This window comes from Thauera sp., assembly GCF_047601425.1.
GTDB lineage: Bacteria > Pseudomonadota > Gammaproteobacteria > Burkholderiales > Rhodocyclaceae > Thauera.
On record NZ_JASGJL010000001.1, the window covers coordinates 829,044 to 853,286 of the forward strand.

The 24,243-nt window shown below is 67.7% G+C and carries 26 protein-coding genes and 1 pseudogene; 13 read left to right on the forward strand and 14 right to left on the reverse strand.

Going from position 1 to position 24,243, the window contains the following annotated elements; genetic code table 11:
• Window positions 1-2: 2 nt before the first annotated feature.
• From gspF to QM748_RS04045, 4 genes are read right to left on the reverse strand one after another with little or no spacing between them, the layout of a single operon-like run.
• Window positions 3-1,205 carry a type II secretion system inner membrane protein GspF gene (gene gspF / locus QM748_RS04030; protein WP_415245764.1) on the reverse strand — a complete coding sequence of 401 codons (1,203 nt, stop codon included), beginning with the start codon at window positions 1,203-1,205 and terminating at the stop codon, window positions 3-5.
• Window positions 1,148-2,683 (reverse strand): type II secretion system ATPase GspE, encoded by a 1,536-nt coding sequence (gspE, locus tag QM748_RS04035; protein ID WP_415245765.1) that lies wholly within the window; start codon window positions 2,681-2,683, stop codon window positions 1,148-1,150. The genes gspF and gspE overlap by 58 nt, the downstream gene beginning before the upstream one ends.
• On the reverse strand, window positions 2,680-4,917 hold the full coding sequence (gene gspD, locus QM748_RS04040; RefSeq protein WP_415245766.1) for a type II secretion system secretin GspD: 2,238 nt from the start codon (window positions 4,915-4,917) through the stop codon (window positions 2,680-2,682). The genes gspE and gspD overlap by 4 nt, the downstream gene beginning before the upstream one ends.
• Window positions 4,918-4,961: 44 nt before the next feature.
• Window positions 4,962-5,459: a type II secretion system protein N gene (locus QM748_RS04045; RefSeq protein WP_415245767.1), complete on the reverse strand. Its 498-nt coding sequence runs from the start codon at window positions 5,457-5,459 to the stop codon at window positions 4,962-4,964.
• Between the two features lie 209 nt (window positions 5,460-5,668).
• On the opposite strand from QM748_RS04045, the gene QM748_RS04050 reads away from it, so the two are divergent.
• The 5 genes from QM748_RS04050 (at window position 5,669) to moaE (ending at window position 10,208) form a co-directional block, all read left to right on the forward strand.
• Window positions 5,669-7,630, forward strand: coding sequence for an ATP-dependent DNA helicase (locus tag QM748_RS04050; RefSeq protein ID WP_415245768.1), 1,962 nt, complete (start codon window positions 5,669-5,671; stop codon window positions 7,628-7,630).
• A 129-nt stretch (window positions 7,631-7,759) separates the two neighbouring features.
• Complete coding sequence (gene mobB, locus QM748_RS04055; RefSeq protein ID WP_415245769.1) at window positions 7,760-8,269, forward strand: molybdopterin-guanine dinucleotide biosynthesis protein B; 510 nt, start codon at window positions 7,760-7,762, stop codon at window positions 8,267-8,269.
• On the forward strand, window positions 8,266-9,471 hold the full coding sequence (gene glp / locus QM748_RS04060) for a gephyrin-like molybdotransferase Glp (protein ID WP_415245770.1): 1,206 nt from the start codon (window positions 8,266-8,268) through the stop codon (window positions 9,469-9,471). Before mobB ends, glp begins: the two co-directional genes overlap by 4 nt.
• Window positions 9,472-9,482: 11 nt before the next feature.
• Window positions 9,483-9,731, forward strand: a complete 249-nt coding sequence (gene moaD, locus QM748_RS04065; RefSeq protein ID WP_415245771.1) for a molybdopterin converting factor subunit 1 — start codon at window positions 9,483-9,485, stop codon at window positions 9,729-9,731.
• Window positions 9,732-9,734: 3 nt separating this feature from the next.
• Window positions 9,735-10,208: a molybdopterin synthase catalytic subunit MoaE gene (gene moaE, locus QM748_RS04070; RefSeq protein WP_415245772.1), complete on the forward strand. Its 474-nt coding sequence runs from the start codon at window positions 9,735-9,737 to the stop codon at window positions 10,206-10,208.
• A gap of 97 nt (window positions 10,209-10,305) precedes the next feature.
• Here moaE and QM748_RS04075 read toward each other — a convergent pair whose 3' ends face one another.
• From QM748_RS04075 to QM748_RS04090, 4 genes are all read right to left on the reverse strand, one after another.
• Window positions 10,306-10,809 carry a phasin family protein gene (locus QM748_RS04075; RefSeq protein WP_415245773.1) on the reverse strand — a complete coding sequence of 168 codons (504 nt, stop codon included), beginning with the start codon at window positions 10,807-10,809 and terminating at the stop codon, window positions 10,306-10,308.
• A 253-nt stretch (window positions 10,810-11,062) separates the two neighbouring features.
• Window positions 11,063-11,599, reverse strand: coding sequence for a TPM domain-containing protein (locus tag QM748_RS04080; protein WP_415245774.1), 537 nt, complete (start codon window positions 11,597-11,599; stop codon window positions 11,063-11,065).
• A complete protein-coding gene (locus QM748_RS04085; protein ID WP_415245775.1) occupies window positions 11,600-12,583 on the reverse strand; it encodes a TPM domain-containing protein in 984 nt (327 codons plus the stop codon). It abuts the gene before it with no gap.
• Window positions 12,584-12,613: 30 nt separating this feature from the next.
• Window positions 12,614-13,237 carry a LemA family protein gene (locus QM748_RS04090; protein ID WP_415245776.1) on the reverse strand — a complete coding sequence of 208 codons (624 nt, stop codon included), beginning with the start codon at window positions 13,235-13,237 and terminating at the stop codon, window positions 12,614-12,616.
• Window positions 13,238-13,463: 226 nt separating this feature from the next.
• Between QM748_RS04090 and QM748_RS04095 the strand changes: the two genes are divergently transcribed.
• Window positions 13,464-13,784 carry a DUF2249 domain-containing protein gene (locus QM748_RS04095; protein ID WP_415245777.1) on the forward strand — a complete coding sequence of 107 codons (321 nt, stop codon included), beginning with the start codon at window positions 13,464-13,466 and terminating at the stop codon, window positions 13,782-13,784.
• Between the two features lie 38 nt (window positions 13,785-13,822).
• Here the strand turns inward: QM748_RS04095 and QM748_RS04100 are convergent, their stop codons facing one another.
• Together QM748_RS04100 and ppk2 are read right to left on the reverse strand one after the other, a co-directional pair.
• Window positions 13,823-14,407 carry a glutathione peroxidase gene (locus QM748_RS04100; protein WP_415245778.1) on the reverse strand — a complete coding sequence of 195 codons (585 nt, stop codon included), beginning with the start codon at window positions 14,405-14,407 and terminating at the stop codon, window positions 13,823-13,825.
• Window positions 14,408-14,534: 127 nt separating this feature from the next.
• Window positions 14,535-15,758 carry a polyphosphate kinase 2 gene (gene ppk2, locus QM748_RS04105; protein WP_415245779.1) on the reverse strand — a complete coding sequence of 408 codons (1,224 nt, stop codon included), beginning with the start codon at window positions 15,756-15,758 and terminating at the stop codon, window positions 14,535-14,537.
• Window positions 15,759-15,913: 155 nt separating this feature from the next.
• Between ppk2 and QM748_RS04110 the strand changes: the two genes are divergently transcribed.
• On the forward strand, window positions 15,914-16,858 hold the full coding sequence (locus tag QM748_RS04110; protein WP_415245780.1) for an alpha/beta hydrolase: 945 nt from the start codon (window positions 15,914-15,916) through the stop codon (window positions 16,856-16,858).
• A gap of 72 nt (window positions 16,859-16,930) precedes the next feature.
• Here the strand turns inward: QM748_RS04110 and QM748_RS04115 are convergent, their stop codons facing one another.
• Window positions 16,931-17,791, reverse strand: coding sequence for an HDOD domain-containing protein (locus QM748_RS04115; protein ID WP_415245781.1), 861 nt, complete (start codon window positions 17,789-17,791; stop codon window positions 16,931-16,933).
• Window positions 17,792-18,091: 300 nt separating this feature from the next.
• On the opposite strand from QM748_RS04115, the pseudogene QM748_RS04120 reads away from it, so the two are divergent.
• Both QM748_RS04120 and QM748_RS04125 read left to right on the forward strand, forming a co-directional pair.
• Window positions 18,092-18,202, forward strand: a pseudogene (locus QM748_RS04120) (hypothetical protein); the annotation flags it as partial.
• Between the two features lie 115 nt (window positions 18,203-18,317).
• The gene (locus QM748_RS04125; protein ID WP_415245782.1) at window positions 18,318-19,826 is read left to right on the forward strand and encodes an SLC13 family permease; all 1,509 of its coding nucleotides are present in this window, start codon (window positions 18,318-18,320) and stop codon (window positions 19,824-19,826) included.
• Here QM748_RS04125 and QM748_RS04130 read toward each other — a convergent pair.
• On the reverse strand, window positions 19,823-20,641 hold the full coding sequence (locus tag QM748_RS04130) for a DODA-type extradiol aromatic ring-opening family dioxygenase (protein WP_415245783.1): 819 nt from the start codon (window positions 20,639-20,641) through the stop codon (window positions 19,823-19,825). The genes QM748_RS04125 and QM748_RS04130 overlap by 4 nt on opposite strands.
• A gap of 192 nt (window positions 20,642-20,833) precedes the next feature.
• Here QM748_RS04130 and tadA point away from each other — a divergent pair, with 192 nt between their 5' ends.
• Genes tadA through QM748_RS04150 form a run of 4 tightly spaced genes read left to right on the forward strand, consistent with a single transcriptional unit; the run spans window position 20,834 to window position 23,039 of the window.
• On the forward strand, window positions 20,834-21,298 hold the full coding sequence (gene tadA / locus QM748_RS04135; protein WP_415245784.1) for a tRNA adenosine(34) deaminase TadA: 465 nt from the start codon (window positions 20,834-20,836) through the stop codon (window positions 21,296-21,298).
• Window positions 21,299-21,778: a L,D-transpeptidase family protein gene (locus QM748_RS04140; RefSeq protein WP_415245785.1), complete on the forward strand. Its 480-nt coding sequence runs from the start codon at window positions 21,299-21,301 to the stop codon at window positions 21,776-21,778.
• Window positions 21,775-22,245, forward strand: coding sequence for a GNAT family N-acetyltransferase (locus QM748_RS04145; protein ID WP_415245786.1), 471 nt, complete (start codon window positions 21,775-21,777; stop codon window positions 22,243-22,245). Before QM748_RS04140 ends, QM748_RS04145 begins: the two co-directional genes overlap by 4 nt.
• Complete coding sequence (locus tag QM748_RS04150) at window positions 22,242-23,039, forward strand: transferase (protein WP_415245787.1); 798 nt, start codon at window positions 22,242-22,244, stop codon at window positions 23,037-23,039. The genes QM748_RS04145 and QM748_RS04150 overlap by 4 nt, the downstream gene beginning before the upstream one ends.
• Window positions 23,040-23,111: 72 nt before the next feature.
• Here the strand turns inward: QM748_RS04150 and QM748_RS04155 are convergent, their stop codons facing one another.
• Entirely contained in the window at window positions 23,112-23,882 is a 771-nt protein-coding gene (locus QM748_RS04155; protein ID WP_415245788.1) for an NRDE family protein, read from the reverse strand.
• A 4-nt stretch (window positions 23,883-23,886) separates the two neighbouring features.
• On the reverse strand, window positions 23,887-24,222 hold the full coding sequence (locus QM748_RS04160; protein ID WP_415245789.1) for a DUF4936 family protein: 336 nt from the start codon (window positions 24,220-24,222) through the stop codon (window positions 23,887-23,889).
• Window positions 24,223-24,243 lie beyond the last annotated feature (21 nt).

The window sequence follows — 24,243 nt, forward strand, 5'->3', positions numbered from 1 at the left end:
GCTTACCTCATCAAGGTGTTGATTTCGATGATCGGCTGCATCACCGCGAGCACGATCAGCAGCACGACCGCGCCCATCAGCAGCAGCAGGGCGGGTTCGATCAGGCTGGTCAGCGTCGCGGTGCGGGCTTCGAGTTCCTGCTGCTGCAGGCGGGCGGCCTTGTCGAGCAGCGGCGCGATCTGGCCGGTGGCTTCACCGTTGGCGATCATGTGCAGCAGCAGCGGCGGGAAGGCGCGGGTCGCGGCCAGCGCGCGCGACAGGCCGACGCCTTCGCGCACCCTGCCGGCGGCACTGGCGATCGCCTGGCGCAGCGGGATGCGCTGCACCACGCGGCCGCCGGCTTCGAGCGCGGCCAGCAGTGGCACGCCGCTGCCGACGAGGATGGACAGGGTGCTGGCGAAGCGGGCGGCGTCGAGCGTACGCAGGTGGCGGCCTATCAGCGGCAGGCGCAGCAGCAGGCGGTCGACGCGCAGGCGGAAGGCCGGCTTGCGCAGCGCGGCGGCGAAGGTCAGGCCAAGCGCGCCCACGGCGGCGGCGAGCAGCGCGCCGTAGTGCTGGATGAAGGCGGACAGCGCGATCATGATCCGCGTCAGCGGCGGCAGGCTCTGGCGGCTCTGCTCGAACACGCCGACCACCTGCGGCACCACCCAGACCATCAGCGCGACGACGATCGCCAGCGCGACGATGGCGACCAGCACCGGGTAGATCAGCGCCTGCAGCGTCTTGCGCCGCAGCGCCTCGCTTTGTTCGAGATGGTCGGCAAGCTGCATCATCACCCGCGGCAGCTCGCCGGAGCGCTCGCCGGCGGCGACCGAGGCGCGGTACAACGGCGGAAAGGCCTTGGGGAAGCGTTCGAGCGCGGCGCTGAGGCTGTGGCCGGCGACGATCTCGCTGCGCACGCCGGCCAGGATCCGCCGTGCCGATTCCTGTTCGGCCTGCTCGATCAGCGCCGCCAGCGCATGTTCGGCGGTGAGCCCGGAAGCCAGCAGCGTGGCCCACTGGCGCGACAGCAGCGTCAGTCCGGCGGCCGGCAGGCGGGCGCCCCTGGCGCTGCTGCTCGTGCCGCTGCCGACCGGATCGGCTTGCAGCGGCGCGAGGCCGCGTTCGCGCAGCGCGGCACGGGCGGCGCGCGGGCTCTCGGCCTCGATCACGCCGCGCTGCTCGCGGCCCGAGCCGTCGAGGGCGCGGTACTGGAATGCGGCCATGCCTGAGCCCCTCTCAGTCGCGCATCACGCGCTGCAGTTCGTCGAGCGAGGTGGTGCCGGTGCGCACGTGGCGCATGCCGTCGTCCACCAGCGAGCGCGCGCCGGCAGCGCGGGCGGCGCGGCGCAGTTCGGCTTCCTGGCGGCCGTCGTGGATCAGCGCCTCGAGTTCGACCGTCGACCCGCATCAGTTCGTAGATGCCGATGCGGCCGCGGTAGCCGCCGTTGCCGCATTGGCTGCAGCCTTGCGCGCGCCAGTGCGCCAGCGCGTCGCCGAGGCCCTCGGCGGCAGCAGCAGCCAGCGTGTCCGGTGTCCTGCACGCCGGACACAGCTTGCGCACCAGGCGCTGGGCCAGCACGCCGCGCAGCGTGGAGGCGAGCAGGAAAGGCTCGACGCCCATGTCGATCAGGCGCGTCACTGCCGACGGGGCGTCGTTGGTGTGCAGCGTCGCCAGCACCAGGTGGCCGGTGAGGCTGGCCTGCACCGCGATGCGCGCGGTTTCCAGGTCACGGATCTCGCCGATCATGATCACGTCCGGGTCCTGGCGCAGGATGGCGCGCAGCGCGCGGGCGAAATCGAGTTCGATGCGCGGGTTGACCTGGATCTGGCCGACTCCGGGCAGGTCGAATTCGACCGGATCCTCGACGGTGACGATGTTCAGGCGGCTGGCGTCGAGCGTGCGCAGCGCGGCGTACAGCGTGGTGCTCTTGCCCGAGCCGGTGGGGCCGGTGACCAGCAGGATGCCGTGCGGCTGGGCGAGCAGGTCCTGGAAGGCGGCTTCGGTGTCGCCATCCATGCCGAGGGCGTCGAGGCCGAGCTGGCCGGCGGACTTGTCCAGCAGGCGCAGCACCAGGCGTTCGCCGTGGGTGGTCGGCAGCGTCGATACCCGCACGTCGATCTGCCTGCCGGCCAGGCGCAGGCCGATGCGGCCGTCCTGCGGCAGGCGCTTTTCGGCGATGTCGAGATTGGCCATGATCTTGATGCGCGAGGCCATCGCCGCATGCAGGCCGCGGTGCGGGTGGGCGATGTCCTGCAGCACGCCGTCGCGGCGCAGCCGCACCACCGAAGCCTGCTCGTAGGGTTCGATGTGCACGTCCGAGGCGCGGTCGCGCACCGCCTGCGCCAGCAGCGCGTTGATCATGCGGATGATCGGGGCGTCGTCCTGGCTGTCGAGCAGATCCTCGACCGCCGGCATCTCGGTCATCAATTGCTCGAGATCGACTTCCTGGCCGACGTCGGCGACCACGTCGGCGGCGTTGCGCTCGCCGTTGCCGTAGGCCTCGGCAAGCTGGGCATCGAACTGGGCGCGGGCGAGGGTGTGGAACTTCAGCGGCAGCGCCAGCACGCGCCGCGCTTCGGCCAGCGCGCCGAGGCCGGCATCCTCGCGCAGCGCGACTTCGGCATGGTCGGCGTGCAGGGCGCGGACCAGGATGCCGTGGCTGCGGGCGAAGCCGTAGGGCAGCGGGGCGGGGCTGCTCATCGTCGTTCGTCCGTGCCGGCGCTGCCGGTCGGCACCGGGCGGATCAGCAGTTCGGCCACCGGAGTGATCCGCGCCTCGACGATCGGCGGCAGTTCGGGCGGCGCCGGCTCGCCGCGCATCAGACCGTCAGCCGAAGCGCTCGCGCGCTGCTGGCCGATCACGTATTCGTAGCGCGACTGGCTCAGCGCGGCATGGCTGTCGCGGTCGCGCAGGATCACCGGGCGCAGGAACACCACCAGGTTGGTCTTGCTGCGCTTGCGCGTGCTGTAGCGGAACAGGCTGCCGGCGACCGGCAGGTCGCCGAGCACCGGCACTTTTTCCTCGCCGCCGGAATAGCTGTCCTCGACCAGGCCGCCGAGGGCGATGATCGAACCGTCATCGACCAGCACCATCGATTCGATCGAGCGCTTGGTGGTGACCGGGCCGTTGGCGGCTTCGGCGCTGCCGAGCAGGGCCGAGGCTTCCTGGTAGATCTGCAGCCGGATCGAGCCGCCTTCTGAAATCTGCGGCCGCACCTGCAGCGTGAGGCCGACGTCGCGGCGCTCGATGGTCTGGAAGGGGTTGGCCGGCGTCGTGCCGCCGCCGGTGTTGGTGTATTGGCCGGTGACGAAGGGCAGGTTGCGGCCGACGACGATCTTGGCTTCCTCGTTGTCCAGCGTGACGATGTTCGGCGTGGACAGGATGTTGGCGCTGACCTCGTTCTCGAGGAAGCGCGCCAGCACGCCCAGGCTGAACACTTCGCCGATGCCGGGAATGTTGACCCGGCCGCCGCCGATGGCGATGTTGAGGCCGTTGCCGGGCAGGCTGGGCGTGCCGCCCTTGGCGGTGCTGCCGATCAGCTGCAGCAGGTTGTTGCCGCCGTTGTTGAAAGCGGTACCGCCGATGACGCCGACGGCGTTGCTGCCGCTGCCGGACGAGCCGGCGCCGATCCATTGCAGGCCGAACTCGGCGGCGCGTTCGGTCGAGATTTCGGCGATCAGCGCTTCGATATAGACCTGGGCGCGGCGGCGGTCGAGCTGGTCGATGACCTGGCGCAGGTTGCGGTAGATTGCATCCGGCGCATTGATGATCAGCGCGTTGTTGATCGGATCGGCCTGTACCGCGCCGGAGCTTTCGCCCTGGAGCGGGGTGTTGCGCTGGCTGGCGGCCGTTGCCAGGCCTGCGCCGGTGGCGAGGCCGCCATCCGCTTCGGTGGATGTGGTGCGCGTCAGCGGTGTGATGCCGGTCGGGCTGTCCGTGCCGGAGCCGGTGCGCGCCTCGCCGGCGAGCGCGGCGTTCAGCGTCGCCGCGACCTGGCGGGCGTCGGCGTTGCGCAGATAGACGACGTGGATGTTGGCGCCGGCGCCGGGGCGGTCGAGCGAGGCGATCAGCTGGCGGATCGAGCTGAGGCGGCTGGGGTTGTCCACCCGCACCAGCAGCGCATTGCTGCGCGGCTCGGCCATGATGCGCGGTGCGTCCGGCCCTCCCTGCTGGCCGCCGCCAGCCTGTTCGCCCAGCAGCCGGGTCAGGATGGGGGCGAGATCGATCGCTGCGGCGTGCTGCAGCTCGAACACCGCGACGTCGCTCTGGCTGACGTCGATGGAGGAGATCACCGCGGCGATCTGCTCGATGTTCGATGCGTAGTCGGTGACCACCAGCGTGTTGTTCGAGGCGAAGGCGGTGACGGTATTGTTGGGCGACACCAGCGGCCGTACCACGCCGACCATCTGCGTCGCGGACTCGAACTTGAGCGGGAAGACCTGGGTCACCAGGCGGTCGCCGCGGGCGTCCTGGCCGCCGCGGCGGGCGGCGGACACCGGCGCGGCGTGCTGCTTGGCATCGGCCTCGGGCACGATCTTGATCACGCCTTCGCCTTCCACGGCGGTGAAGCCTTGCAGACGCAGCGCCGACAGCAGGATGGGGTAGCTGAGTTCGCGCGCGACCGGGGTGTTGGTGACGATGTTGAGCTTGCCCTTGACGCGCGGATCGATCAGGAAGTTGTGCCCGGTCAGGCGTCCGATCGCATGGATCACGTCGTCGATGTCGGCGTTCTGGAAATTGAGCGAGACCGGTTCGCCGCCGGCCTGCGGCCAGACCGCGGCGGCGTGCAGCGACAGCGCGCACAGACAGCAGGTCCGCAGCCAGCGCCCGATTGCCGAGCCGCTGGTGGTGTGCGGTGCGGTGGAAACATTGGTCTGTGCTTTGCGCGCTGAGGTCGGCTGCGGCGGAAGAAGCGTCGGGGGACAGGCAGGCATCGTGATTGGGGAAGAAGGGCTCAAGTCTTGTAGGTATCCGGAGTTCATGGCCTGGATGGGGCAGGGCCTGGCGTATCCGGGCCGGGCGCTTTGGCGAGGGGGAGTTCGACAGCCCGGCCATCACGTTCGAGCATGACGCGATCCGGGCGGATGCCGATCAGCGTCCAGCCATCCGCCATGTTTTCGCCGGCAAGAACCGTGTGACGCTGACCGTCGGCCATTTCGAACAGGGCGAAGCCGCGCTCGTTGCCGAAGCCCGTCGCCAGGCCGACCAGCGTGAATGACGGCGCGGCGGCTTGCGGCGCGGCAGGTGCCGGTGTGGAGGCGCCGCTGCCGGCATGGCGTGCGATCTTCGCCGCCACCTCGCGTGGATCGGTATCGTGCCGGGGCAGGGCGATCACCGGTGGCGTGCCCTGCCAGGCCCAGAATGCGCCGGCCGCGAGCCAGGCGACCAGGCTCAGCGCCAGCAGCCAGGCCAGCGCGGGCAGCCAGGCCGATTCCACCACTGCATTCCATCCGCGGTGGTCGCCAAGCCACTGCATGCCGTCTCCCGAGTCATTGTTGCAAGCACGTTTCTGTCACATTTCCAGACGGCTGGATCGTACAGAGCGGATATGAAGGAAATGTGATGGCGCCCGGGAGGCATCGGCTCGAGCGCGGTGATGTGTGTGCTGTCTGGATGTACAGCATGTTGTGCGCGACCGGACGGCGGTCCTGCCATACAATTGCCTCTTTTTCCCTCGCGACACTCATGACCGACATCGCCGCGGTGTTTGCCGAATCGGGGCCGCTCGCGGCCGCGATTCCCGGTTTCCGCGCCCGCCCGCAGCAGATCGAGATGGCACAGCAGATCGCCGAGGCGATCCGCGCCCATCGGGTGCTGGTGGCGGAAGCCGGCACCGGCACCGGCAAGACTTTCGCCTATCTCGCGCCGGCGCTGCTGGCGGGCGGCAAGGTCATCGTCTCCACCGGCACCAAGACGCTGCAGGACCAGCTTTTCAACCGCGACCTACCCACCGTGCGCGCGGCGCTGAAAGTGCCGGTGTCGATCGCGCTGCTGAAGGGCAGGGCGAACTACGTCTGCCACTATCACCTGGACCGCAATGCGCGCGACGGCCGCTTCCTGACCCCGCAGGACGCCGCCGACCTGCGCGCCATCGCGCGCTTCGCCCAGATCACGCAGAGCGGCGACAAGGCAGAATGCACCGACGTGCGCGAGGATTCGATGGCCTGGCTGGCGGCGACTTCGACCCGCGACAACTGCCTGGGCCAGGACTGTCCGAACAAGGAAGAGTGCTTCGTCATGCAGGCGCGGCGCAACGCGATGGAAGCGGACGTCGTCGTCGTCAACCATCACCTGTTCTTCGCCGACGTGATGCTGCGCGACGAAGGCATGGGCGAACTGCTGCCGGCCTGCAATGCGGTGATCTTCGACGAGGCCCACCAGTTGCCCGAGACCGCCAGCCTGTTCTTCGGCGAGAGCGTATCCACCGCCCAGGTGCTGGAGCTGGCGCGCGACACCCGCTCCGAGACGGTGGCCGCGGCGCGCGACTGCGTGGCGATGATCGACCAGAGCCGCAACCTGGAAAAGGCTGCGCGCGACCTGCGGCTGGTGTTCGGCAACGACAGCGCGCGCCTGTCCGCGACCCAGGCCGCCGAGCGCGAGGGCTTCGACGCCCAGGTCGAGGCGCTGGAAAAGGCCCTCGGCGAATTCCATGCCGTGCTCGAGACCCAGGCCGAACGTTCCGAAGGTCTGGCCAACTGCCTGCGCCGCAGCGAGGAGATGATGGAGCGCCTCGCGCGCTGGCGGAACCCGGAAGACAAGGAGCTGATCCGCTGGGTCGAGGTCTTCAGCCAGTCGCTGGCGCTCAACGGCACGCCGCTGCATGTGTCGGACGTGTTCAAGCGCCAGCTCGAAGGCCATCCGCGCGCATGGATCTTCACCTCGGCGACGCTGGCGGTCGGCAAGGCGGATTTCGGCCACTACTGCCGCGAACTCGGCCTGGCCTGGATGGACCCGCCGCCGATGACGTCGGTGTGGGGCAGCCCCTTCGACTACGGCGAGCAGGCGCTGCTGTACGCGCCGGCCGGGATGCCCGATCCGAATTCGCCCGACTATACCGAGCGCGTCGCCCGTGTCGCGCTGCCGCTGATCTGTGCCGCGCAGGGCCGCGCCTTCGTGCTGTGCACCTCGCTGCGGGCGATGCGGCGCATCCATGAACTGATCGTCGATGGCCTGCAGCAGAGCGGCGATAACCTGCCGGTGCTGCTGCAGGGCGAAGGTTCGCGCACCGAGCTGCTGGAGCGCTTCCGCCGCCTCGGCAACGCGGTGCTGGTCGCCAGCCAGAGCTTCTGGGAAGGCGTCGACGTGCCGGGCGATGCGTTGTCGCTGGTGGTCATCGACAAGCTGCCTTTCGCTTCGCCGGACGATCCGGTGCTGGCCGCGCGCGTCGAGCACATGCAGAAGCAGGGCCTCAGCCCTTTCATCCACCACCAGTTGCCGCGCACCGTCATCAACATGAAGCAGGGCGCCGGCCGCCTGATCCGCAGCGAGCGCGACCGCGGCGTGCTGTGCGTGTGCGATCCGCGCATGATCGAGAAGTCCTACGGCAAGGTCGTCTGGCGCAGCCTGCCGCCGATGCGCCGTACCCGCGTCGAGGACGAGGCGGTGGCCTTCCTGCACACGCTGCCGCCGCCGAAAGCGGGGGATTGAGCCCGCCGCCGTTGCCGGCTTCGTCTTTCCGATGTGCCACGCGGCAAACGGTCGGGCAGGGCAAGGGGAGGGCCTTTGTTTGGTATCCTTCCCCTTTGCCAAACCCGTCAGGCGGGCTTTTTGTCCTCGATGAAAGTATTCGGCTTTGCCGGCTGGTCCGGCTCGGGAAAGACCACGCTGGTCGAACGCTTGATCCCGGAATTCACCGCGCGCGGCTTGCGCGTGTCGGTGATCAAGCATGCCCATCACGGCTTCGATCTTGACAAACCGGGCAAGGATTCGTGGCGCCACCGCGAAGCCGGCGCGACCCAGGTGCTGATGCTGTCCAACGATCGCTGGGTGCTGATGCACGAACTGCGCGGCGCGCCCGAGCCGACGCTGGACGAGCAGCTCCGCCTGCTGGCGCCCTGCGACCTGGTGCTGATCGAGGGCTACAAGGCCGCGGCGGTGCCCAAGCTGGAAATCCATCGCCCGGCGCACGGCAAGCCGCCGCTGTGGCCGGAGAACCCGCACGTGGTGGCGGTGGCCAGCGACGTGCCGGCCGCAGCAATCGGCGTCGACTGTCCGCTGCCGCTGCTTCCGCTCAACGAGCCGGCTGTGGTTGCCGGCTTCATCCTGGATCATCTGGACCTGCAATGAACGGCAACATGCTCTCCTTCGAAGAAGCCCAGGAAAAACTGCTTGGCTTCGTCCGCCCGGTACGCGAGGTCGAAACGGTCAACACCATGATCGCCTGCGGCCGGGTGCTGGCGGCGACGCTGCATTCGACCATCGACCAGCCGCCGATGGACAACTCCGCAATGGATGGCTACGCAGTGCGCGCTGCCGAGGTGCCTGCAACGGGCACCCGCCTGCCGGTCAGCCAGCGCATTCCGGCGGGCAGCGTCGGCCATGCGCTGCAGCCTGGGACGGCTGCGCGCATCTTCACCGGCGCGCCCCTGCCCGAAGGCGCCGATGCGGTGGTGATGCAGGAGTTGTGTGAACACGACGGCGAACACGTCGTCATCAACACCGTTCCGGCCGTCGGCGAATTCGTCCGCCGCCGGGGCCATGACGTCACCGCAGGTGCCGAAGTGCTGCCGGCCGGCTTGCGCCTGACGCCCCAGGCGCTGGCGCTGGCGGCTTCGGTCGGCGTGGCGCAACTGCCGGTATATCGGCGCCTGAAAGTCGCGGTGTTCTCCACCGGCAGCGAACTGGTGATGCCGGGCGAGCCTCTGCCGCCGGGCGCGATCTACAATTCCAACCGCTTCATGCTGCGCAACCTGCTTGCCGGCCTGGGCTGCGAGGTCGAGGATTTCGGCATCATCCCGGACAGCCTCGCCGCCACCCGCGAAGCGCTGCGGCGGGCTGCCGAAGGCCACGACCTGATCCTGAGCAGCGGCGGCGTGTCGGTGGGCGAGGAGGATCACGTCAAGCCGGCGGTCGAGGCCGAAGGCAGCCTCGACCTGTGGAAGATCGCGATGAAGCCGGGCAAGCCGCTGGCTTTCGGCCGGGTGCATGGCGCGGCCTTCATCGGCCTGCCGGGCAATCCGGTGTCGGGTTTCGTGACCTTCCTGATGATGGTCCGTCCCTTCCTGCTGGCCAGCCAGGGTGCCAGCGAGATCCTGCCGCCGTCGCTGCTGCTGCGTGCCGACTTCGACTGGCCGAAGCCCGACCGGCGGCGCGAGTTCCTGCGCGCGCGCATGAATGCGCAAGGCGGAGTGGAGCTGTTCCGCAACCAGGATTCGTCGGCGCTGAACTCGACGGTGTGGGCCAACGGCCTGGTGGATATTCCGGCCGGTGCGGTCGTGGCCAGAGGAGCAGCCGTCCGCTTCCTGCCCTATGCCGAATTGCTGCATTGAGGATGAAGACGATGAAAGTGCTGTATTTCGCCAGCCTTCGCGAAGCCGTGGGCCGCGCCGACGAAGAACTCGAATTGCCCGCAGGCGTGGCGACCGTGGGTGATCTGCGCGCCCATCTGGCCGCGCGCGGCGATGGCTGGCAGGCGCTGGCCGAAGGGCGCAACGTGCGTGCGGCAGTCAATCAGCGCATGGTGAGTGCGGGCGAAGCGGTGGCGGCGGGCGATGAAGTCGCTTTCTTTCCGCCGGTGACCGGAGGCTGAGCCGTGCATACCCACATCAGCGTGCAGGAAGCGGATTTCGATCCGGGCGCCGAAATCGAGGCCTTGAGTGCTGGGCGCAAGGATGTCGGCGCGATGGCGAATTTCGTTGGCCTGGTGCGCGACGCCAATGACGGCAGCGGGGTGTCGGCGATGACGCTGGAGCACTATCCGGGCATGACCGAGAAGGCGCTGGGAGAGATCGTCGAGCAGGCAGCGCAGCGCTGGGTGCTGCTGGGCGTGCGTGTCATCCACCGGACCGGCCGGCTGGAACCGGGCGATCGCATCGTTTTCGTTGGCGTCGCCAGTGCTCACCGCGGCGATGCCTTCGCCGCCTGCGAATTCATCATGGACTATCTGAAGACCCGCGCACCGTTCTGGAAGCGTGAACAAACGCCGGCGGGTGCCCGCTGGGTCGAGGCGCGCGACAGCGATGACTCAGCGGCAGCGCGCTGGACCGAGACCGGGAAACAAGGCTGATCCCCGAAGCTGAGGGCGGGTCGGAGATTGGTAAACGAGAAACGGCGCCTCATCGGCGCCGTTTTCGTTGTCGCAGGCGTGCGCCTGGGAAACGGTATTACTTGCGGCCCTTCGGCTGCTGAGTGAAAGCCTGGAAGGCTTCGGTCGAGGCACGCGTCATCTGCTCGAAAGCGGCGCGGGTGGTGTCCATGGCGGTCTGCATGGCGCCCAGGGCGTTCTGATCGGAGATCGGCATGCCCTTGAACATCTTCTGCATGGCTTCGAACATGTCCTGGCTGCCGCTGGTGAGTTGCTCGCCGACCAGCTTGCCGAAGGCGGCCTGGGTGTTGGCGGTGATCTCGGCGATTTCGCGCGCGCAGGCCAGCATCTTCTCGGTGGTGTTCTGAGCGTACTGGGTGCGCAGGTCCATCAGCGACTTCGGGTCCTTGGCCGAGGACTGGGCCTTGGCATTTTCCACGCCTTCCTCGAACAGGGTCTTGGCGGTGGTGACCTGGATTTCCATGATGCGCTGCGAGTTCTCGATGGAGAGCTGAGCAAGGCGCATCGCAGCCTCGAGATTCTTCTTCTGGAGTTCGTTGAATTGATCTTGCTTGCTGGCCATATGTTTTCTCCACTCGCGATATGTAGTCTGAAATTTTCGCGAGGCGTCTCGTCGCCCTCCCGGAGCAATCTGAATCTGGGCCATGCTGCTGCCCAGCTTCCCCCGCCTCGGTGAGGACAATAGCACAGGCCATTCTGCAGTGCGTCGCAATTCAGGGGCCGGAAATGCAAAATCGTGATTAATGTTGCACCGCAGCAACACAGTGCAAAACGAAGACGCTCAGGTATGTAAGTAAGTGTTCAGTGCGGCCAGGTCAGCGCAGGATCGGCCGGTCAGGCAGGGTGTTTTCCCTGGCGGCGGACTCCTCGTCCGATGCCGGGTAGTGGCGTGCGAGTCTGGCGTGAACGCCGTCCAGCGCGAGCGCGAGTCCTTCTTCCAGATGGCCGGCATGCAGGCTCCTGCTGCTTTCCTTGACGACGGCCTGCCACTCCTCGTTCGGCACCAGGCGCGCGAGGCCGCGGTCGGCGAGGATCTCGAGGTGGTGCTCGGCCAGCGACAGGTAAATCAATACACCGTTGTTCTGCTCGGTGTCCCAGACCCGCTGCTTGCCGAAGGTGGTCAGGGCGCGGTCGCGCAGTACCTCGCCGATGGGCTCGCCATGCCGGAGCGCGCGCCACAGGTAGCGCAGCGGCAGGCTGGCTTCGATGCACAGACAGATCTGGCCGCTATGGGCGGATTCGCTTTCGGTGATCCGCGCTTCGAGCCGGGCGAGCCCATCGCTGCCGATGGCACGATGGGCGTCGTCGGCATCCAGCCACAAATGGCGAAACAGGTGTGTGAGCGTGTTCATTCACCACCTCCCCGAAGCACCGCCGCCGCCGAAGCTGCCACCGCCGCCAGAGCCGAAACCTCCACCAAAACCGCCGCCAAGACCGCCACGGCTACGGCCGCCGCCGCCCCAGATGATCGGTCCACCGCCGCGGTGAAAGCCGCCACCGCCACCGCCGCCGCCTCGACCGCCACCGCCGATGCCGAGCACGATCACGAACACCAGCGCCGCGATGCCGCCGAGCACGCCTATCGCCAGACTGCCGGTCAGCAGCTTGACGACGAAGCCGGTCACGCCGCCGGTCGCCACCGCGCCGAGCTTGCGGCCGAACATGCTGGTCAGGAACGAGCCTGCCACCGGCACGGCGATGAACAGCATCACGGCAAGGTCTTCCAGCGAGGGGGCATCGTTGCCGCGTTCGGCCGGGGCAGGGAGGGGCAGGTCCTCGCCGCGAATCCTTGCCATCAGGCCGTCGAGGCCGGCATCGATGCCGCCGGCGAAATCGCCCTGGCGGAAGGAGGGCGTGATCAGGCGATCGATGATCTGATGGGCAGCGAGGTCCGGCACTGCGCCTTCGAGCGCGCGCGCGACCTCGATCCGCACGCGGCGATCGTTCTTGGCCACCACCAGCAGAATGCCGTCGCCGACATCGCGGCGCCCGATCTTCCAGTTGTCGGCAACCCGCCAGGCATAGGCGGCGATGTCTTCCGGTGCGGTGGTGGGGACCAGCAGGACGACGATCTGGCTGCCGCGCTCGGCCTCGAAGCTGGCGAGCTTCTGCTCCAGTGCCTGTTGCTGGGCGTTGTCGAGCGTGCCGCTGCGGTCGATGACGCGGGCGGTGAGGGGCGGTATCGGCTGCGCTTGCTGTGCCTGGGCTGCCACGGGCCAGGTCAGGGCCAGCAATGCAAGCAGGAACAGGCGGGCAAGTAGCTGCCAGGCGAATGCGGCAGGCTGCGCCGCAGCGAAGTGCGTGGCCGGGCCGGCCTGCCGGGCGCCTGTGGTCATTGTGGCCTCGCCATGATCGTCACCCAGCCCTTACTTGCTGCCCTGGCCGGAGCTGCCGAAATCGACCTTCGGCGGGCTGGAGATCTCGGCTTCGTTGGCGACGCTGAAGCTGGCCTTGGGCGAGTAGCTGAAGATCATCGCCGTCAGGTTGGTCGGGAAGCTGCGAGCCAGCACGTTGTACTGCTGCACGGTGTCGATGTACTTGTTGCGGGCGACGGTGACACGGTTCTCGGTGCCTTCGAGCTGCACGCGCAGATCCTGGAAGCCCTGGTTGGCTTTCAGGTTGGGATAGTTTTCCGATACCGCGAGCAGCCGCGACAGGGCGCTGCCGAGCTGGCCCTGGGCCTGCTGGAAACGTTCCATCGCCTGCGGGTCGTTCATCATCTCGGGCGTGACCTGGATGGCGGTGGCGCGCGAACGCGCCTCGATGACGCGGCTCAGGGTTTCCTGCTCGAAACTGGCTTCGCCCTTGACCGTCTCGACCAGGTTGGGGACCAGGTCGGCGCGGCGCTGGTACTGGTTCAGGACTTCGGCCCAGGCCGACTTGGTCTGTTCGTCGAGGCGCTGGAAGTCGTTGTAGCCGCAGCCGCCGAGAGCAAGGCTGGCGCTGAGGATCAGGATGGCGGGAGCGCGGCGGGTGATTCGGGCGAGCATGGAAGGATCTCCTGGGGTGGGGTAATCCGCTTCGGGTTTGTCTGATTGAACTTTAGCAGGTCTGCCTCTACGCGGTCATGGCGGTTGCAGAGTGTGACGCATGCCGGCCGGTTTCTTGTTCTGCCTCAAGGTTTGCGGCCGAAGCTGTCCCTTAGCATTCGCCTCACTGCGTGACCGGCCGCATGCAAAGCCAAAGTCCGGAATACGAATCGAGGGAATCTCTGCCATGTTCGACAATGCCGTCCATCCTTTCGACGCCCGCGGCGTCGCCAAACGCTTTCGCCACGCCGCCATCTTTGGTGCCCTCGAGTCGCTGGAGGACGGCGAGACGATGCGCTTCGTCAATGATCATGATCCGCTGCCGCTGCTGAACCAGATCCAGCAGCGATATGGCAGCCAGGTGGCGATCGACTATGTCGCCCGGGAACCGGGCAACATCGTCATCGACTTTCGCATCCAGCTCGGCGCCGGCACTGAAGCAGCCCCGGCAGTGGCGGGTGCCGGAAGCTGCGGCGGCGGCAACGGTTGCGGCTGCTCCGGCGGCTGACAGGGCAACAGCTGCAGGGTGGTGGAATTCCGGGGGGATCAGAGCACCTTCTCGATCGCCTTGCGCAACTCGGGCGCGTCGGGTCCGACGCGGCTGGGAAAGGTTGCCACGACCTTGCCGTTGCGGTCGATGAGGTATTTGTGGAAATTCCAGCGGGGCTCTTCCGACTGGCGCGCGATCTCACGGAACAGCGGGTGGGCGTTCGGGCCGCGGACATGGATGGGCGCGAACATGTCGAAGCTGACGCCGAAATTCACGAAGCAGACTTCGGCCGCCTCGGCTTCGTCCTTGGCTTCCTGCTGGAAGTCGTCGGATGAAAACCCGGCAACTTTCAGGCCTCTGTCCTTGTACTGCCGGTGGAGTGCCTCCAGCCCCTCGAACTGGCCGGTGAAGCCGCAGTGGCTTGCAGTATTCACGACCAGCACCGCCTGCCCGTCGAAACGTCGGGCCAGGTCAACCGTCTCTTCCGAGTGCAGGCGGCGAAGCTGGTGGTTGAACATGGGGGCCTGCAAGGGCTCCTGTACGGCAGCTGTCTGCGCGAGGGCAGGGGCAGGCGCAACGAAGGCCGTGACGGTGATGGCCAGCGATGCAAGGATGGAGGCACGGTGGCTGACGGGCATCATTGCTTCTCCTCGGAAATGAGCGGTCGACCGCGGATTGCCGTCGAGGTTCGCTGCCGGGCACCCGTGGGTGTCCGGCAGCGATGGCGCCTCACGCGAAGCCGTGCCCCGATCTGCCCGCGAGGGTGCTTCAGAGCAGCGGCAGGCCGTCCTTCTCGCCGCGTTCATACACCACGTTGGCGCGGCCGACCAGCAACGGGTCGAGCGGCTTGATCGTGCTGATGTCCTTGTTGGCGTAGGGCAGCTTGTGCAGCACGTAGCGCAGCGCGTTGAGGCGTGCGCGCTTCTTGCAGTCGGACTTCACCACCGTCCACGGCGAATCTGCGGTGTCGGTGTAGAAGAACATCGCTTCCTTGGCCTTGGTGTAGTCGTCCCACTTGTCGAGCGAGGCGAGGTCGATCGGCGACAGCTTCCATTGTTTTAGCGGATGGCTTTCGCGCTCCTTGAAGCGGCGGCGCTGCTCCTCGCGGCTGACCGAGAACCAGAACTTGATCACGTGGATGCCGCTGCGCACGAGATTGCGCTCGAACTCCGGCACCTGGCGCATGAACTCGTTGTACTCGTCGGCCGAACAGAACCCCATCACCCGTTCGACGCCGGCGCGGTTGTACCAGGAGCGGTCGAACAGCACGATCTCGCCCGCAGTGGGCAGGTGCTGGATGTAGCGCTGGAAGTACCACTGCCCGCGCTCGATCTCGGAAGGCTTCTCCAGGGCGACGACGCGCGCGCCGCGAGGATTCAGGTGCTCCATGAAGCGCTTGATGGTGCCGCCCTTGCCGGCGGCGTCGCGGCCTTCGAACAGGATCACGACGCGCTGGCCGGTTTCCTTGACCCAGGCCTGCAGCTTCAGCAACTCCACCTGCAGGCGGTACTTCTGCTTTTCGTAGGCCTTGCGCGACATCAGGTTGCGGTAGGGATAACCGCCGCTGCGCCAGTCCTCGGCCAGTTCGTCGTCGGGATGCTGGTCGCCCCGGGTGAGTTTCGAATCGGTCTTCATCAGCGCGCGGCGCAGCATGTAGACGTCGTCGGGCGAGGCGCCGGCGAGGATCGCTTCGAGCGCTTGCGTGGCCTTGGCGGGATCGGTGCTGGTTTCGCGCTGCAGGATGTCGGTGAGCGCGACCAGCTTGGAGTCCTGCGCGCCGCTCGTCGCCTGATCCACCTCGAAATTCTCGATGCCTTCCGGGCTCAGGTCCGGGGCGATGTCTCCATTGCGGGCACTGCGTTTCGCCGGCGAGCCGGATTTGGCTGACGGGCGGGGCTGGGGCTTCGATTTCGTCTTCTGCCCGGTCGGCTGGCTGCCGTTCGTATCGGGGCTGGCGGCGGGGAGGGCTGCGTTGTCATGGTCTTTTGTCATGCGCGATCTCCATTGGATGATGATTCATTTTACGCCTCGTTCAGGCCGCTGATGGCGTGCCTTGAGGCGCACATGTGCCCCTTGAAGGGAGCGAGCGGCTAGAATTGCGGCCCCGAATCCGATGACGGCGCACAGATGGCGCCATGTAGAACATCATGCCCTTGAGTCCCGAGGCCCGTTCCCTGCTCGACATGGCCTATCGTGTCGGCGCGCCCAAGTTTCATGAGCTGTCGCCCGCACAGGCCAGACATTCCTTCCAGAAACTGCAGTTCGCCTTCCGCCCGGAGGCACCGGCCGTGGCATCGACCACCGAAGTGCCGATGGCGCGTGCCGACGGCAGTGCCCTGCTGTCGCGGCTGTATCGCCCGTTGTCCAGTTCGCCGCAGGACGTTCTGCCGCTGCTGATCTATTTCCATGGCGGTGGCTGGTGCGTCGGCGATGTCGCGAGCTACGACGTGCTGTGCCGCCAGCTTGCGAATGCGTCGGGCTGCGCGGTGCTGTCGGTCGAATACCGGCTTGCGCCCGAGCACCCCTTTCCGGCTGCGCTCGACGACGCCGCGCTGGCATTCGACTGGGCAGTGCAGCAGGCCGACCTGCTGGGCATCGATGCTGGACGCATTGCCCTGGGGGGCGACAGCGCAGGCGGCAATCTTTCCATCGTCACCGCGCTGTCGCGGCGCGACGCGGAGGTTGGGCCACGCTTTCTGCTGCTGATCTATCCGTCCACCGAGATCCTCAGCGAACGTCCGTCGCGGCAGAACTATGGCGAAGGCTATTTTCTTGATTTCGGCACCCTGCAGTGGTTCTTCGAGCGCTATCTGCCCGAGGGCAATACCGAGGACTGGCGTGCGTCGCCGATGCGCGCAGCGTCGCTTGCCGGCCTGCCGCCGGCGATGCTGATTTCGGCGGAGTTCGATCCGCTGGTCGATGACTGCGCCGCTTTCGCACGCAGCCTGCGCGATGCAGGCTGCGAGGTGGATTACCGCCAGGTGGATGGGATGGTGCACGGCTTCATCACGCTGGGAAAACTCTTTCCCCAGGCGGAAGAAACCGTGCAGGAAGCGGGCAGGGCGCTTGCCGCCGCGCTGCGGGCCGGGTGAGGGAGGCCGGCAGCCGGGGCTGGCTGGCGCGTCAAAAGGCGCCGGCCGGGATGGCTGCCGGCAGTGGGGGCGTCAGCTGCTGACGGCGGCGAGCATTTCCTTGCGCGTCGCCTCCGCCGCCTCGATCAGCGAATCGAGCTCGCTCCGGCCGTCGTTGCCCAGGCTGGCATCGAGCAGTTCGGGCCGCCGCCGGATGCCGAGAAGATCGGCGAACGGGTCCGGCGTTTCGGCAGCCAGCGTGGCCAGGAAAACGACATCGTCCAGCGTGCGCGGCGGCCACTCGATCGCTCCTTCGGCATCCAGGTTGACGGCCTGGATGATGTCATCGGGCAGCTCGAAGGCTTCGAGGACGGCCCGCTTGATCGGCTCGTCCCAGAGCATGACAAACTCGGCGAAACGCACGGTGTCGTTTTCGAGCGCGGAATAGTCGGCTGCCTTGGCCAGCAGGTAGAACTGGCCGATATTGACCATCAGTCCAGCCAGCAGCGCGGTGTCGGCGTTGTCCTGCGACAGGTGGCGCGAGAAGGCATAGGCCCATGAGGCGACGTCGATCGAGCGCATCCACAGGCCCGAGGCGATCAGGCGCATCCGCGGTGAGCGGTGGTCGCGCGCCAGTTGGTCGGCCGCTACGGCATAGGCGAGGCAGCGCAGCGTGGACAGGCCGATGCGCGCGATCGCATTGGCCACGCTGGTGACTTCCCTTTGATAGGGATTCAGCAGCAAGGAGTTGGCCATGCGCAGCACTTTGGCGCTCAGCAGAGGTTCGGCACGCACCAGCTCGGCGATGCTCTCGAGCGAGGAGTTCGGATCGTCGGCGAGTTTCTTGATGCGCAGGGACAGGTCGAACACCGTGGGAAAGCTGAGGTTGCCAGCCTTCAATTCGGAGTCCATGTCGGCGGCAAAAGCCCTGATCTGTTGTTCGAACGCTTCCATCGCGTGGATACCTGTCCCTGTTTGATGTGGATGCCAAGAGGCTTTGCCCGCCGTTTCCGGCGCGGTGCCTGTGCGAGCCCCGATTCTAGCCTGCATGGTGTGCCGGTGCGTGCCCGTCATGATTCTCGCTTATGCTTCGCGTCTGCGGAAAAGCCTGCCACTCCTCGCCGTCCGGCGTTCCGTGCCATTCGATCGATGACCATGAATCCTGAAATGCTGTGGGTGTTCGGGCTGCTCGCCCTGTGTGTCGGCTGCTTCGTCGCCAACCGGCCGCGCGTGGACGTGGTTGCGATCTGCGCCATGCTCGCCCTGGTGCTGAGCGGGACGCTGAGCGCGGGCGAAGCGCTGGCCGGCTTCAGCGAACCGAGCGTGATCCTCATCGCGGCCTTCTTCGTCATCGGCGAGGGCCTGGTCCGCACCGGCGTGGCCTTTCGTGTCGGCGACTGGCTGGTCGAGCGCGCCGGCAGCAACGAGAACCCGGTTGCTGGTGCTGCTGATGCTGGCGGTGGCGCTGCTCGGTTCGGTGATGAGCTCCACCGGCGTGGTGGCGATCTTCATTCCGGTGACGTTGAGCATCGCCGCGCGCATCGGCGCCGAACCGCGGCGCCTGATGATGCCCCTGGCCTTCGCGGCGCTGATGAGCGGCATGCTGACGCTGGTCGGCACGCCGCCGAACCTGGTGGTGAATGCGGAGCTGAGCCGTGTCGGGGAGGCGGGTTTCGGCTTCTTCGACTTCACGCCGATGGGCCTCGTGGTGCTCGGCATGGGCGTGGCCTACATGCTCCTCGTCCGCAGCTGGCTGGGCGGGCCGGCGTCGCCGCAGGCACCGGTACGGAGCCGCCGCCGGCGTCTGCGCGAACTGGCGGAGGACTACCAGTTGATCGACCGCGCCCGCCGCATGATGGTGGCGAACGGTTCGCCGATGATCGGCCGCACCCTGGGGGAACTGCAGCTGCGCTCGCGCTACGGCGCCAACATCATCGCCATCGAGCGCAGCCGCCAGTTCGGCCGCGTCATGCTGACCACCGCCGCCAATCGCGAGATCCTGGCGGGCGACATCGTGCTGGTCGATTGCGGCCGCGGCGAGGAGGAGACCGCGCGCTTCACTGAAGACATGAAACTGCTGCAGCGCGCCTTCCGCGATGACTATTTCGCCGAACTGTCGCGCGAGCTGGGGCTTGCCGAAGTGCTGATTCCGCCCGGTTCGAGCCTGATCGGCAAGTCCATCCTGGAACTGCGCATGCGCACCCGGCGCGGCGTGAACGTCATGGGCCTGCGGCGCAACGGCCAGTCGCTGGCCGACAACCTGCTCGACGAAAAGCTGAAGATGGGCGACACGCTGCTGATCGCCGGTACCTGGAAATCGATCCGCCTGCTGCACACTCAGGCGCACGACTTCCTGGTGCTGACGCTGCCGGCGGAGATCGACGAAGCCGCGCCCGCGGCGCGCAAGGCGCCCCATGCGCTGGCCTGCCTTGCGATCACCGTGGCCTTGATGATCAGCGGCGTGGTGCCCAACGTCATCGCCGCGCTGATCGGCTGCGTGCTGATGGGCGCGCTGCGCTGCATCGACATGGACAGCGCCTACCGCAGCATCCACTGGCAGAGCCTGATCCTGATCGTCGGCATGCTGCCTTTCGCCGCCGCGCTGCAGAAGACCGGCGGCATCGACCTGCTCGTCGGCGGCATGCTGTCGCTGACCGGCGAGGGCTCGCCGCGGATGGTGATGGCGGCGCTGTTCGGCCTGACCGCGGTGGTCGGATTGTTCGTGTCGAACACGGCGACGGCAGTGCTGATGGCGCCGATCGGCATCGGCCTGGCCGCCCAGCTCGGCGTGTCGCCTTATCCGTTCGCGATGACGGTCGCGCTGGCGGCTTCGGCGGCCTTCATGACCCCGGTGTCCTCGCCGGTGAATACGCTCGTGCTGGGGCCGGGCAACTACCGCTTCGGCGACTTCCTGCGTGTCGGCGTGCCGTTCACCGTGCTGGTGATGCTGGTCGTCATCGGCCTGCTGCCGCTGCTGTTCCCCTTCTAGCGCGGTGTCGACCGGGCTGGATCGTCGAACACGTAAGCGTCCATTGCCAGTGTCCCGTAGCGCACGTCGTCGGCGGCGATGCGCCGGGCCTGCCAGTCCTCGCCTGCCGCGCCCTGAGCGAACAGCAGCGGCAGCAGGTGCTCGTCCGTGGGATGGGCATGTTCGGCGTGCGGGGCACGGCTGCGATAGTCCAGCAACGCGCCGGTATCGCCGGCTGCCAGCATGGCGGCGATCCAGCCGGCGAAGGCCCGCACGTAGTCGTGCACAGGGCCGGGTTCGCGGCGCAATTCATGGAGATTGTGGGTCAGGCTCCCTGAACCGATGATCAGCACCCCCTGCTCGCGCAGCGGTGCCAGCGCGCGGCCGAGTTGCAGATGGTGTGCGGGCCCGAATCGGGGGTGCAGCGAAAGCTGGACGACCGGTATGTCGGCATCCGGGTACATGTGCATCAGCGGAACCCAGGCGCCATGGTCCAATCCGCGCTGCGGATCGGCCTGAGCGGCGATGCCGGCGGCGCCGAGTGCCTCCAGCACTCGTTGCGCCCAGGCGGGCGAGCCCGGCGCGGGATAGTGCAGTTCGTACAAGGGTTTCGGAAAGCCGCCGAAGTTGTGGATGGTCTCCGGGCGTTCGGCCGAGGTCACCGAGAGCCGCGCAGCCATCCAGTGGGGCGAGGCAATGACGATGGCTTCGGGGCGTGGCAGCTTCTCGGCCAGCGAACGCAGTTCGCTTCCGGCAATGCCGGGTTCGATGGCGAACATTGGCGAGCCGTGCGAGACGAAGAGGCTGGGAAGCCTGGGTGTGGACGATCTGGACATGTGGTGTTCCTGTGCAGTGCGAATGGCAGGAGGACTGCCTCGATGGCACCGATCAGCTTAAGCGGAGCGCGCTGCGGGATAAACAGCTTGGCAGATGCTTAACTGTTCCATTCTTGTAATCAATCAATGGGCAGGCACGTCGTGCCCGGGCCCGTCCGCTAGAATCCATGGCATCGGAAAATGGACACGCAGATGAACGACGAAGACTACATGCGCGCGGCGATGGAAGAAGCCCGCCGGGCCGGCGCCTGCGACGAGGTGCCGGTCGGCGCGATCGTGGTGCTGGACGGCGAGATCGTCGGCCGCGGCTTCAACCAGCCGATCGGCTGCCACGACCCCACCGCCCATGCCGAAATCATGGCCCTGCGCGATGCCGCCGCTCGGCTGGGCAACTACCGCCTGCCGGGCTGCGAGCTGTTCGTGACCCTGGAGCCCTGCGCGATGTGCTCGGGGGCGATCATGCACGCCCGCATTGCGCGGGTGGTGTTCGGCGCGCGCGACCCCAAGACCGGCGTTGCCGGCAGCGTGCTCGACCTGTTCGCCGAGACGCGCCTCAATCACCATGCCACGATCGAAGGCGGCGTGCTCGGCGAGGATTGCGGGCGCATGCTGTCGGACTTCTTCGCCGCCCGCCGCAACAAGACCATGGTGGCCTGAATGCAGATCCGCGTCGACATCGGCCGCCAATGCCTGGAACTGTTCGGCGACGACGGCGCCTGCATCCGCCGCTACCCGGTATCGACCGCGCGCAACGGCGCCGGCGAGGAAAACGGCAGCCTGCGCACGCCGCGCGGCCGCCACCGCATCCGTGCCCGCATCGGCGCCGGCGCGCCGTACGGCGCGGTGTTCCGCGGCCGACGGCCGACCGGCGAATGCTGGACGCCGGACTTCGCCGCCGCGCATCCGGGGCGTGACTGGGTGCTGAGCCGCATCCTGTGGCTGTGCGGCGAGGAGCCGGGGCGCAACCGCCTCGGCAGCGTCGATTCGATGCGGCGCTACATCTACATCCACGGCACCGGCGACGACCAGCCGATGGGCGTGCCGCTGTCGCACGGCTGCGTGCGCATGCGCAACCGCGACGTCATCGAACTGTTCGAACTGGTGCGGGCCGGAACACCGGTGGAGATTTGCGAATGAAGAACGTCGAGGACAGGGCCGGCGCGCTGCATATCGGCATCGTCGATTGGCCGAGCGCCCAGGCACGGGTGATGCCGCTGCGCATGCGGGTGTTCGTCGTCGAGCAGGGTGTGCCGGCCGAAATCGAACTGGACGAATTCGATCCGCAGAGCCGCCATGCCGTCGCCACCGGCGCGGACGGCAGCGTGATCGCCACCGGCCGCTTGCTGCCTGACGGCCACATCGGCCGCATGGCGGTGGATGCTGCCTGGCGCGGACGTGGCGTAGGCGGGGTGGTACTCGAAGCGCTGGTGGCGGAAGCGGGCGCGCGTGGCATGGCGGAGGTGCTGCTCAATGCCCAGGTGCAGGCACTGGATTTCTACCGTCGGCACGGATTCGAGGAATACGGCGAAATTTTCATGGACGCCGGCATTCCGCACCGGGCGATGCGGCGCTCGCTCACCGGGCGGCAGGGCGGCAACGCGTGAGCGGACAGCAGCACGACAGCCCCTCTGTCTGCGACTTCGGCGACCTTCGGTCGCTGCAGTTCGACGGCCTGACGGTGCAGAGCATGATGTCGACTACCTATCCCCATCTGCTGGCGCTGGACTACACGCGGGCGATGATGGGCTTCCTGCTGTTCCGGCCGCAGCCGCGCCACATCCTGATGATCGGCCTCGGCGGCGGTTCGCTGGCCAAGTACTGCCTGCATGCGATGCCGGAAGTCCGCTTCACCGCGGTGGAAATCAATCCCGAGGTGATCGCGCTGCGCGAGCGCTTCGGCATCCCGCCGGACGGCGAGGGCTTCCGCGTGATCTGCGCCGATGGAGCCGACCATGTGCGCGATTGCGGTGATGGCGATGGCGCGCCCGACGTGCTGCTGATCGACGGCTTCAATGCCGCCGGTTTGCCCGAACGCCTGGGCAGCGCGGCCTTCTACGCCGACTGCCGCCAGGCATTGGCACCTGGCGGTGTGCTGGCCATCAACCACTGGGCGGGAGACAGCCGCTATCCGGTCTACGCCTCGCGGCTGCGCGAGGCCTTCGACGGCCGCGTGCTGTCGATTCCGGCGGAAGAGGGCGACAACCGCATCAGTTTCGCGGCCGCCGATGCGGCCTTCCCGCCGTCGCGCGGCCAGATCCGCGCGCGCAGCGCGGCGCTGGACGCGATGCACAGCTTCGATCTCGGCAACATCGCCCAGCGCATGCTGGCGCGGCTCGAGCGCATGCCTGCGCGCCGGCCCGGCAGCGCGGACTGGCCGGCAGATGCTTCGGGCCGGTAGGGTGAAGGCGGGGCAAGCAAGTTCTGCCGCGCGGGAGCGGAGGGGGATGGGACGGCTTCGAGGTCGCACCAGTCACGTCTTGCCCTGCGCCGTGAAGCGATGAGTGACTTCGCTGCACACGTCGCCATGCGCATCCCAGGTCCATTCGCGCAGGCGGGTATCGCCCCGGCGATCGACCATCAGCAGGCTCGAGCAGCGCGTGCCGTAGCCCGGTGCGCGGATGAAGGCGGGTGACAGCCAGCGTTCCCATTCCAGGCTGACGCCGGTTTCCGGCAGATGGGGGTCGGGGGCCGGCGTGCTGTCGCGCAGCAGGGCCAGCGCGGTGGCGTCGTCCGGCAGCCGCGGCAGCATCGCGGCGAGCCCTTCACGCGCCTTCAGCAGCTTCGGCCAGGGCGTGTCGAGCAGATGGTTCGACAGGCCGTAGATGCCGGGTGTCAGCATCCTGACCGCGCCGGTGGCGCTTTCCAGCACGCCGAGGCGGTCGCCGTCGCCGACCAGCAGGTTGAAGGCGGCGTAGGCCGCGCTCTCGCCGGCGAGGCGTTTCAGCGTGGTCTCGGCATCGTCGGCCGATTCGAGCGCGCTGTGGACCAGCGCGCCGCGCGACGGCGCCCCTTCGATGTGGCGGCTGGGGTCGCGGTAATTGGTCAGCGCAGCGAAGCGGCCGCCGCGGCTCAGGCCCATCCAGGTGCCGCCGGCTTCCAGATCGCGGCCGGCGAGCAAGTCGGGTGCGTCGGGCCACCAGTGCGCGGGAGCGGCCGGGCGGGCAAGGTATTCGTCGCGGTTGGCGGCGACGACCAGCGGATAGTCGGGGTGGCTCTGCCAGGCGAAGACGATCAGGCACATGGGTTCAGCGCTCGCGAATGGATTCGGTAAAGCACTCGACATGGCGCACGCCGCCGTCCGCCAGCAGTCCGGCCAGCCGGTGCTCCAGCACGGCGGCGTCCAGCGCCTGCATGAAGGCGGCGCGGTCGCCGACGCCTTCGTAGATTTCCATCCAGGTCAGCGGGTCGTCGGCGCGCCGCATCAGCCGGCCCTCGATGCCGCTGCGCCGTGCCAGTCCGGTCTGCATCGCACGGACTTGCGCGGCTGCCGAGCGGGCGTCGGCATCGGGCCGCAGCCGGTAATACAGGTAGAGGTGCACTGTCTCGGCGGCGGCGCGCGGCGCGGCATCGGGCGTGTTCATCGCTTCGACATGGGCGGGTGT

Excerpts from the sequence above, each read along its gene's own strand:
- QM748_RS04140 (WP_415245785.1), top strand. The coding sequence starts at position 21,299 with ATGCAGATCCGCGTCGACATCGGCCGCCAATGCCTGGAACTGTTCGGC.
- glp (WP_415245770.1), top strand. The coding sequence starts at position 8,266 with ATGAACGGCAACATGCTCTCCTTCGAAGAAGCCCAGGAAAAACTGCTT.
- mobB (WP_415245769.1), top strand. The coding sequence starts at position 7,760 with ATGAAAGTATTCGGCTTTGCCGGCTGGTCCGGCTCGGGAAAGACCACG.
- QM748_RS04125 (WP_415245782.1), top strand. The coding sequence starts at position 18,318 with ATGAGCTCCACCGGCGTGGTGGCGATCTTCATTCCGGTGACGTTGAGC.
- QM748_RS04145 (WP_415245786.1), top strand. The coding sequence starts at position 21,775 with ATGAAGAACGTCGAGGACAGGGCCGGCGCGCTGCATATCGGCATCGTC.
- QM748_RS04130 (WP_415245783.1), bottom strand. The coding sequence starts at position 20,641 with ATGTCCAGATCGTCCACACCCAGGCTTCCCAGCCTCTTCGTCTCGCAC.
- QM748_RS04090 (WP_415245776.1), bottom strand. The coding sequence starts at position 13,237 with ATGCTCGCCCGAATCACCCGCCGCGCTCCCGCCATCCTGATCCTCAGC.
- ppk2 (WP_415245779.1), bottom strand. The coding sequence starts at position 15,758 with ATGACAAAAGACCATGACAACGCAGCCCTCCCCGCCGCCAGCCCCGAT.
- QM748_RS04080 (WP_415245774.1), bottom strand. The coding sequence starts at position 11,599 with ATGAACACGCTCACACACCTGTTTCGCCATTTGTGGCTGGATGCCGAC.
- QM748_RS04085 (WP_415245775.1), bottom strand. The coding sequence starts at position 12,583 with ATGACCACAGGCGCCCGGCAGGCCGGCCCGGCCACGCACTTCGCTGCG.
- gspD (WP_415245766.1), bottom strand. The coding sequence starts at position 4,917 with ATGCCTGCCTGTCCCCCGACGCTTCTTCCGCCGCAGCCGACCTCAGCG.
- QM748_RS04155 (WP_415245788.1), bottom strand. The coding sequence starts at position 23,882 with ATGTGCCTGATCGTCTTCGCCTGGCAGAGCCACCCCGACTATCCGCTG.
- moaD (WP_415245771.1), top strand. The coding sequence starts at position 9,483 with ATGAAAGTGCTGTATTTCGCCAGCCTTCGCGAAGCCGTGGGCCGCGCC.
- QM748_RS04100 (WP_415245778.1), bottom strand. The coding sequence starts at position 14,407 with ATGATGCCCGTCAGCCACCGTGCCTCCATCCTTGCATCGCTGGCCATC.
- gspF (WP_415245764.1), bottom strand. The coding sequence starts at position 1,205 with ATGGCCGCATTCCAGTACCGCGCCCTCGACGGCTCGGGCCGCGAGCAG.
- QM748_RS04050 (WP_415245768.1), top strand. The coding sequence starts at position 5,669 with ATGACCGACATCGCCGCGGTGTTTGCCGAATCGGGGCCGCTCGCGGCC.
- gspE (WP_415245765.1), bottom strand. The coding sequence starts at position 2,683 with ATGAGCAGCCCCGCCCCGCTGCCCTACGGCTTCGCCCGCAGCCACGGC.
- QM748_RS04045 (WP_415245767.1), bottom strand. The coding sequence starts at position 5,459 with ATGCAGTGGCTTGGCGACCACCGCGGATGGAATGCAGTGGTGGAATCG.
- QM748_RS04115 (WP_415245781.1), bottom strand. The coding sequence starts at position 17,791 with ATGGAAGCGTTCGAACAACAGATCAGGGCTTTTGCCGCCGACATGGAC.
- QM748_RS04160 (WP_415245789.1), bottom strand. The coding sequence starts at position 24,222 with ATGAACACGCCCGATGCCGCGCCGCGCGCCGCCGCCGAGACAGTGCAC.
- tadA (WP_415245784.1), top strand. The coding sequence starts at position 20,834 with ATGAACGACGAAGACTACATGCGCGCGGCGATGGAAGAAGCCCGCCGG.
- QM748_RS04095 (WP_415245777.1), top strand. The coding sequence starts at position 13,464 with ATGTTCGACAATGCCGTCCATCCTTTCGACGCCCGCGGCGTCGCCAAA.
- QM748_RS04110 (WP_415245780.1), top strand. The coding sequence starts at position 15,914 with ATGCCCTTGAGTCCCGAGGCCCGTTCCCTGCTCGACATGGCCTATCGT.
- QM748_RS04075 (WP_415245773.1), bottom strand. The coding sequence starts at position 10,809 with ATGGCCAGCAAGCAAGATCAATTCAACGAACTCCAGAAGAAGAATCTC.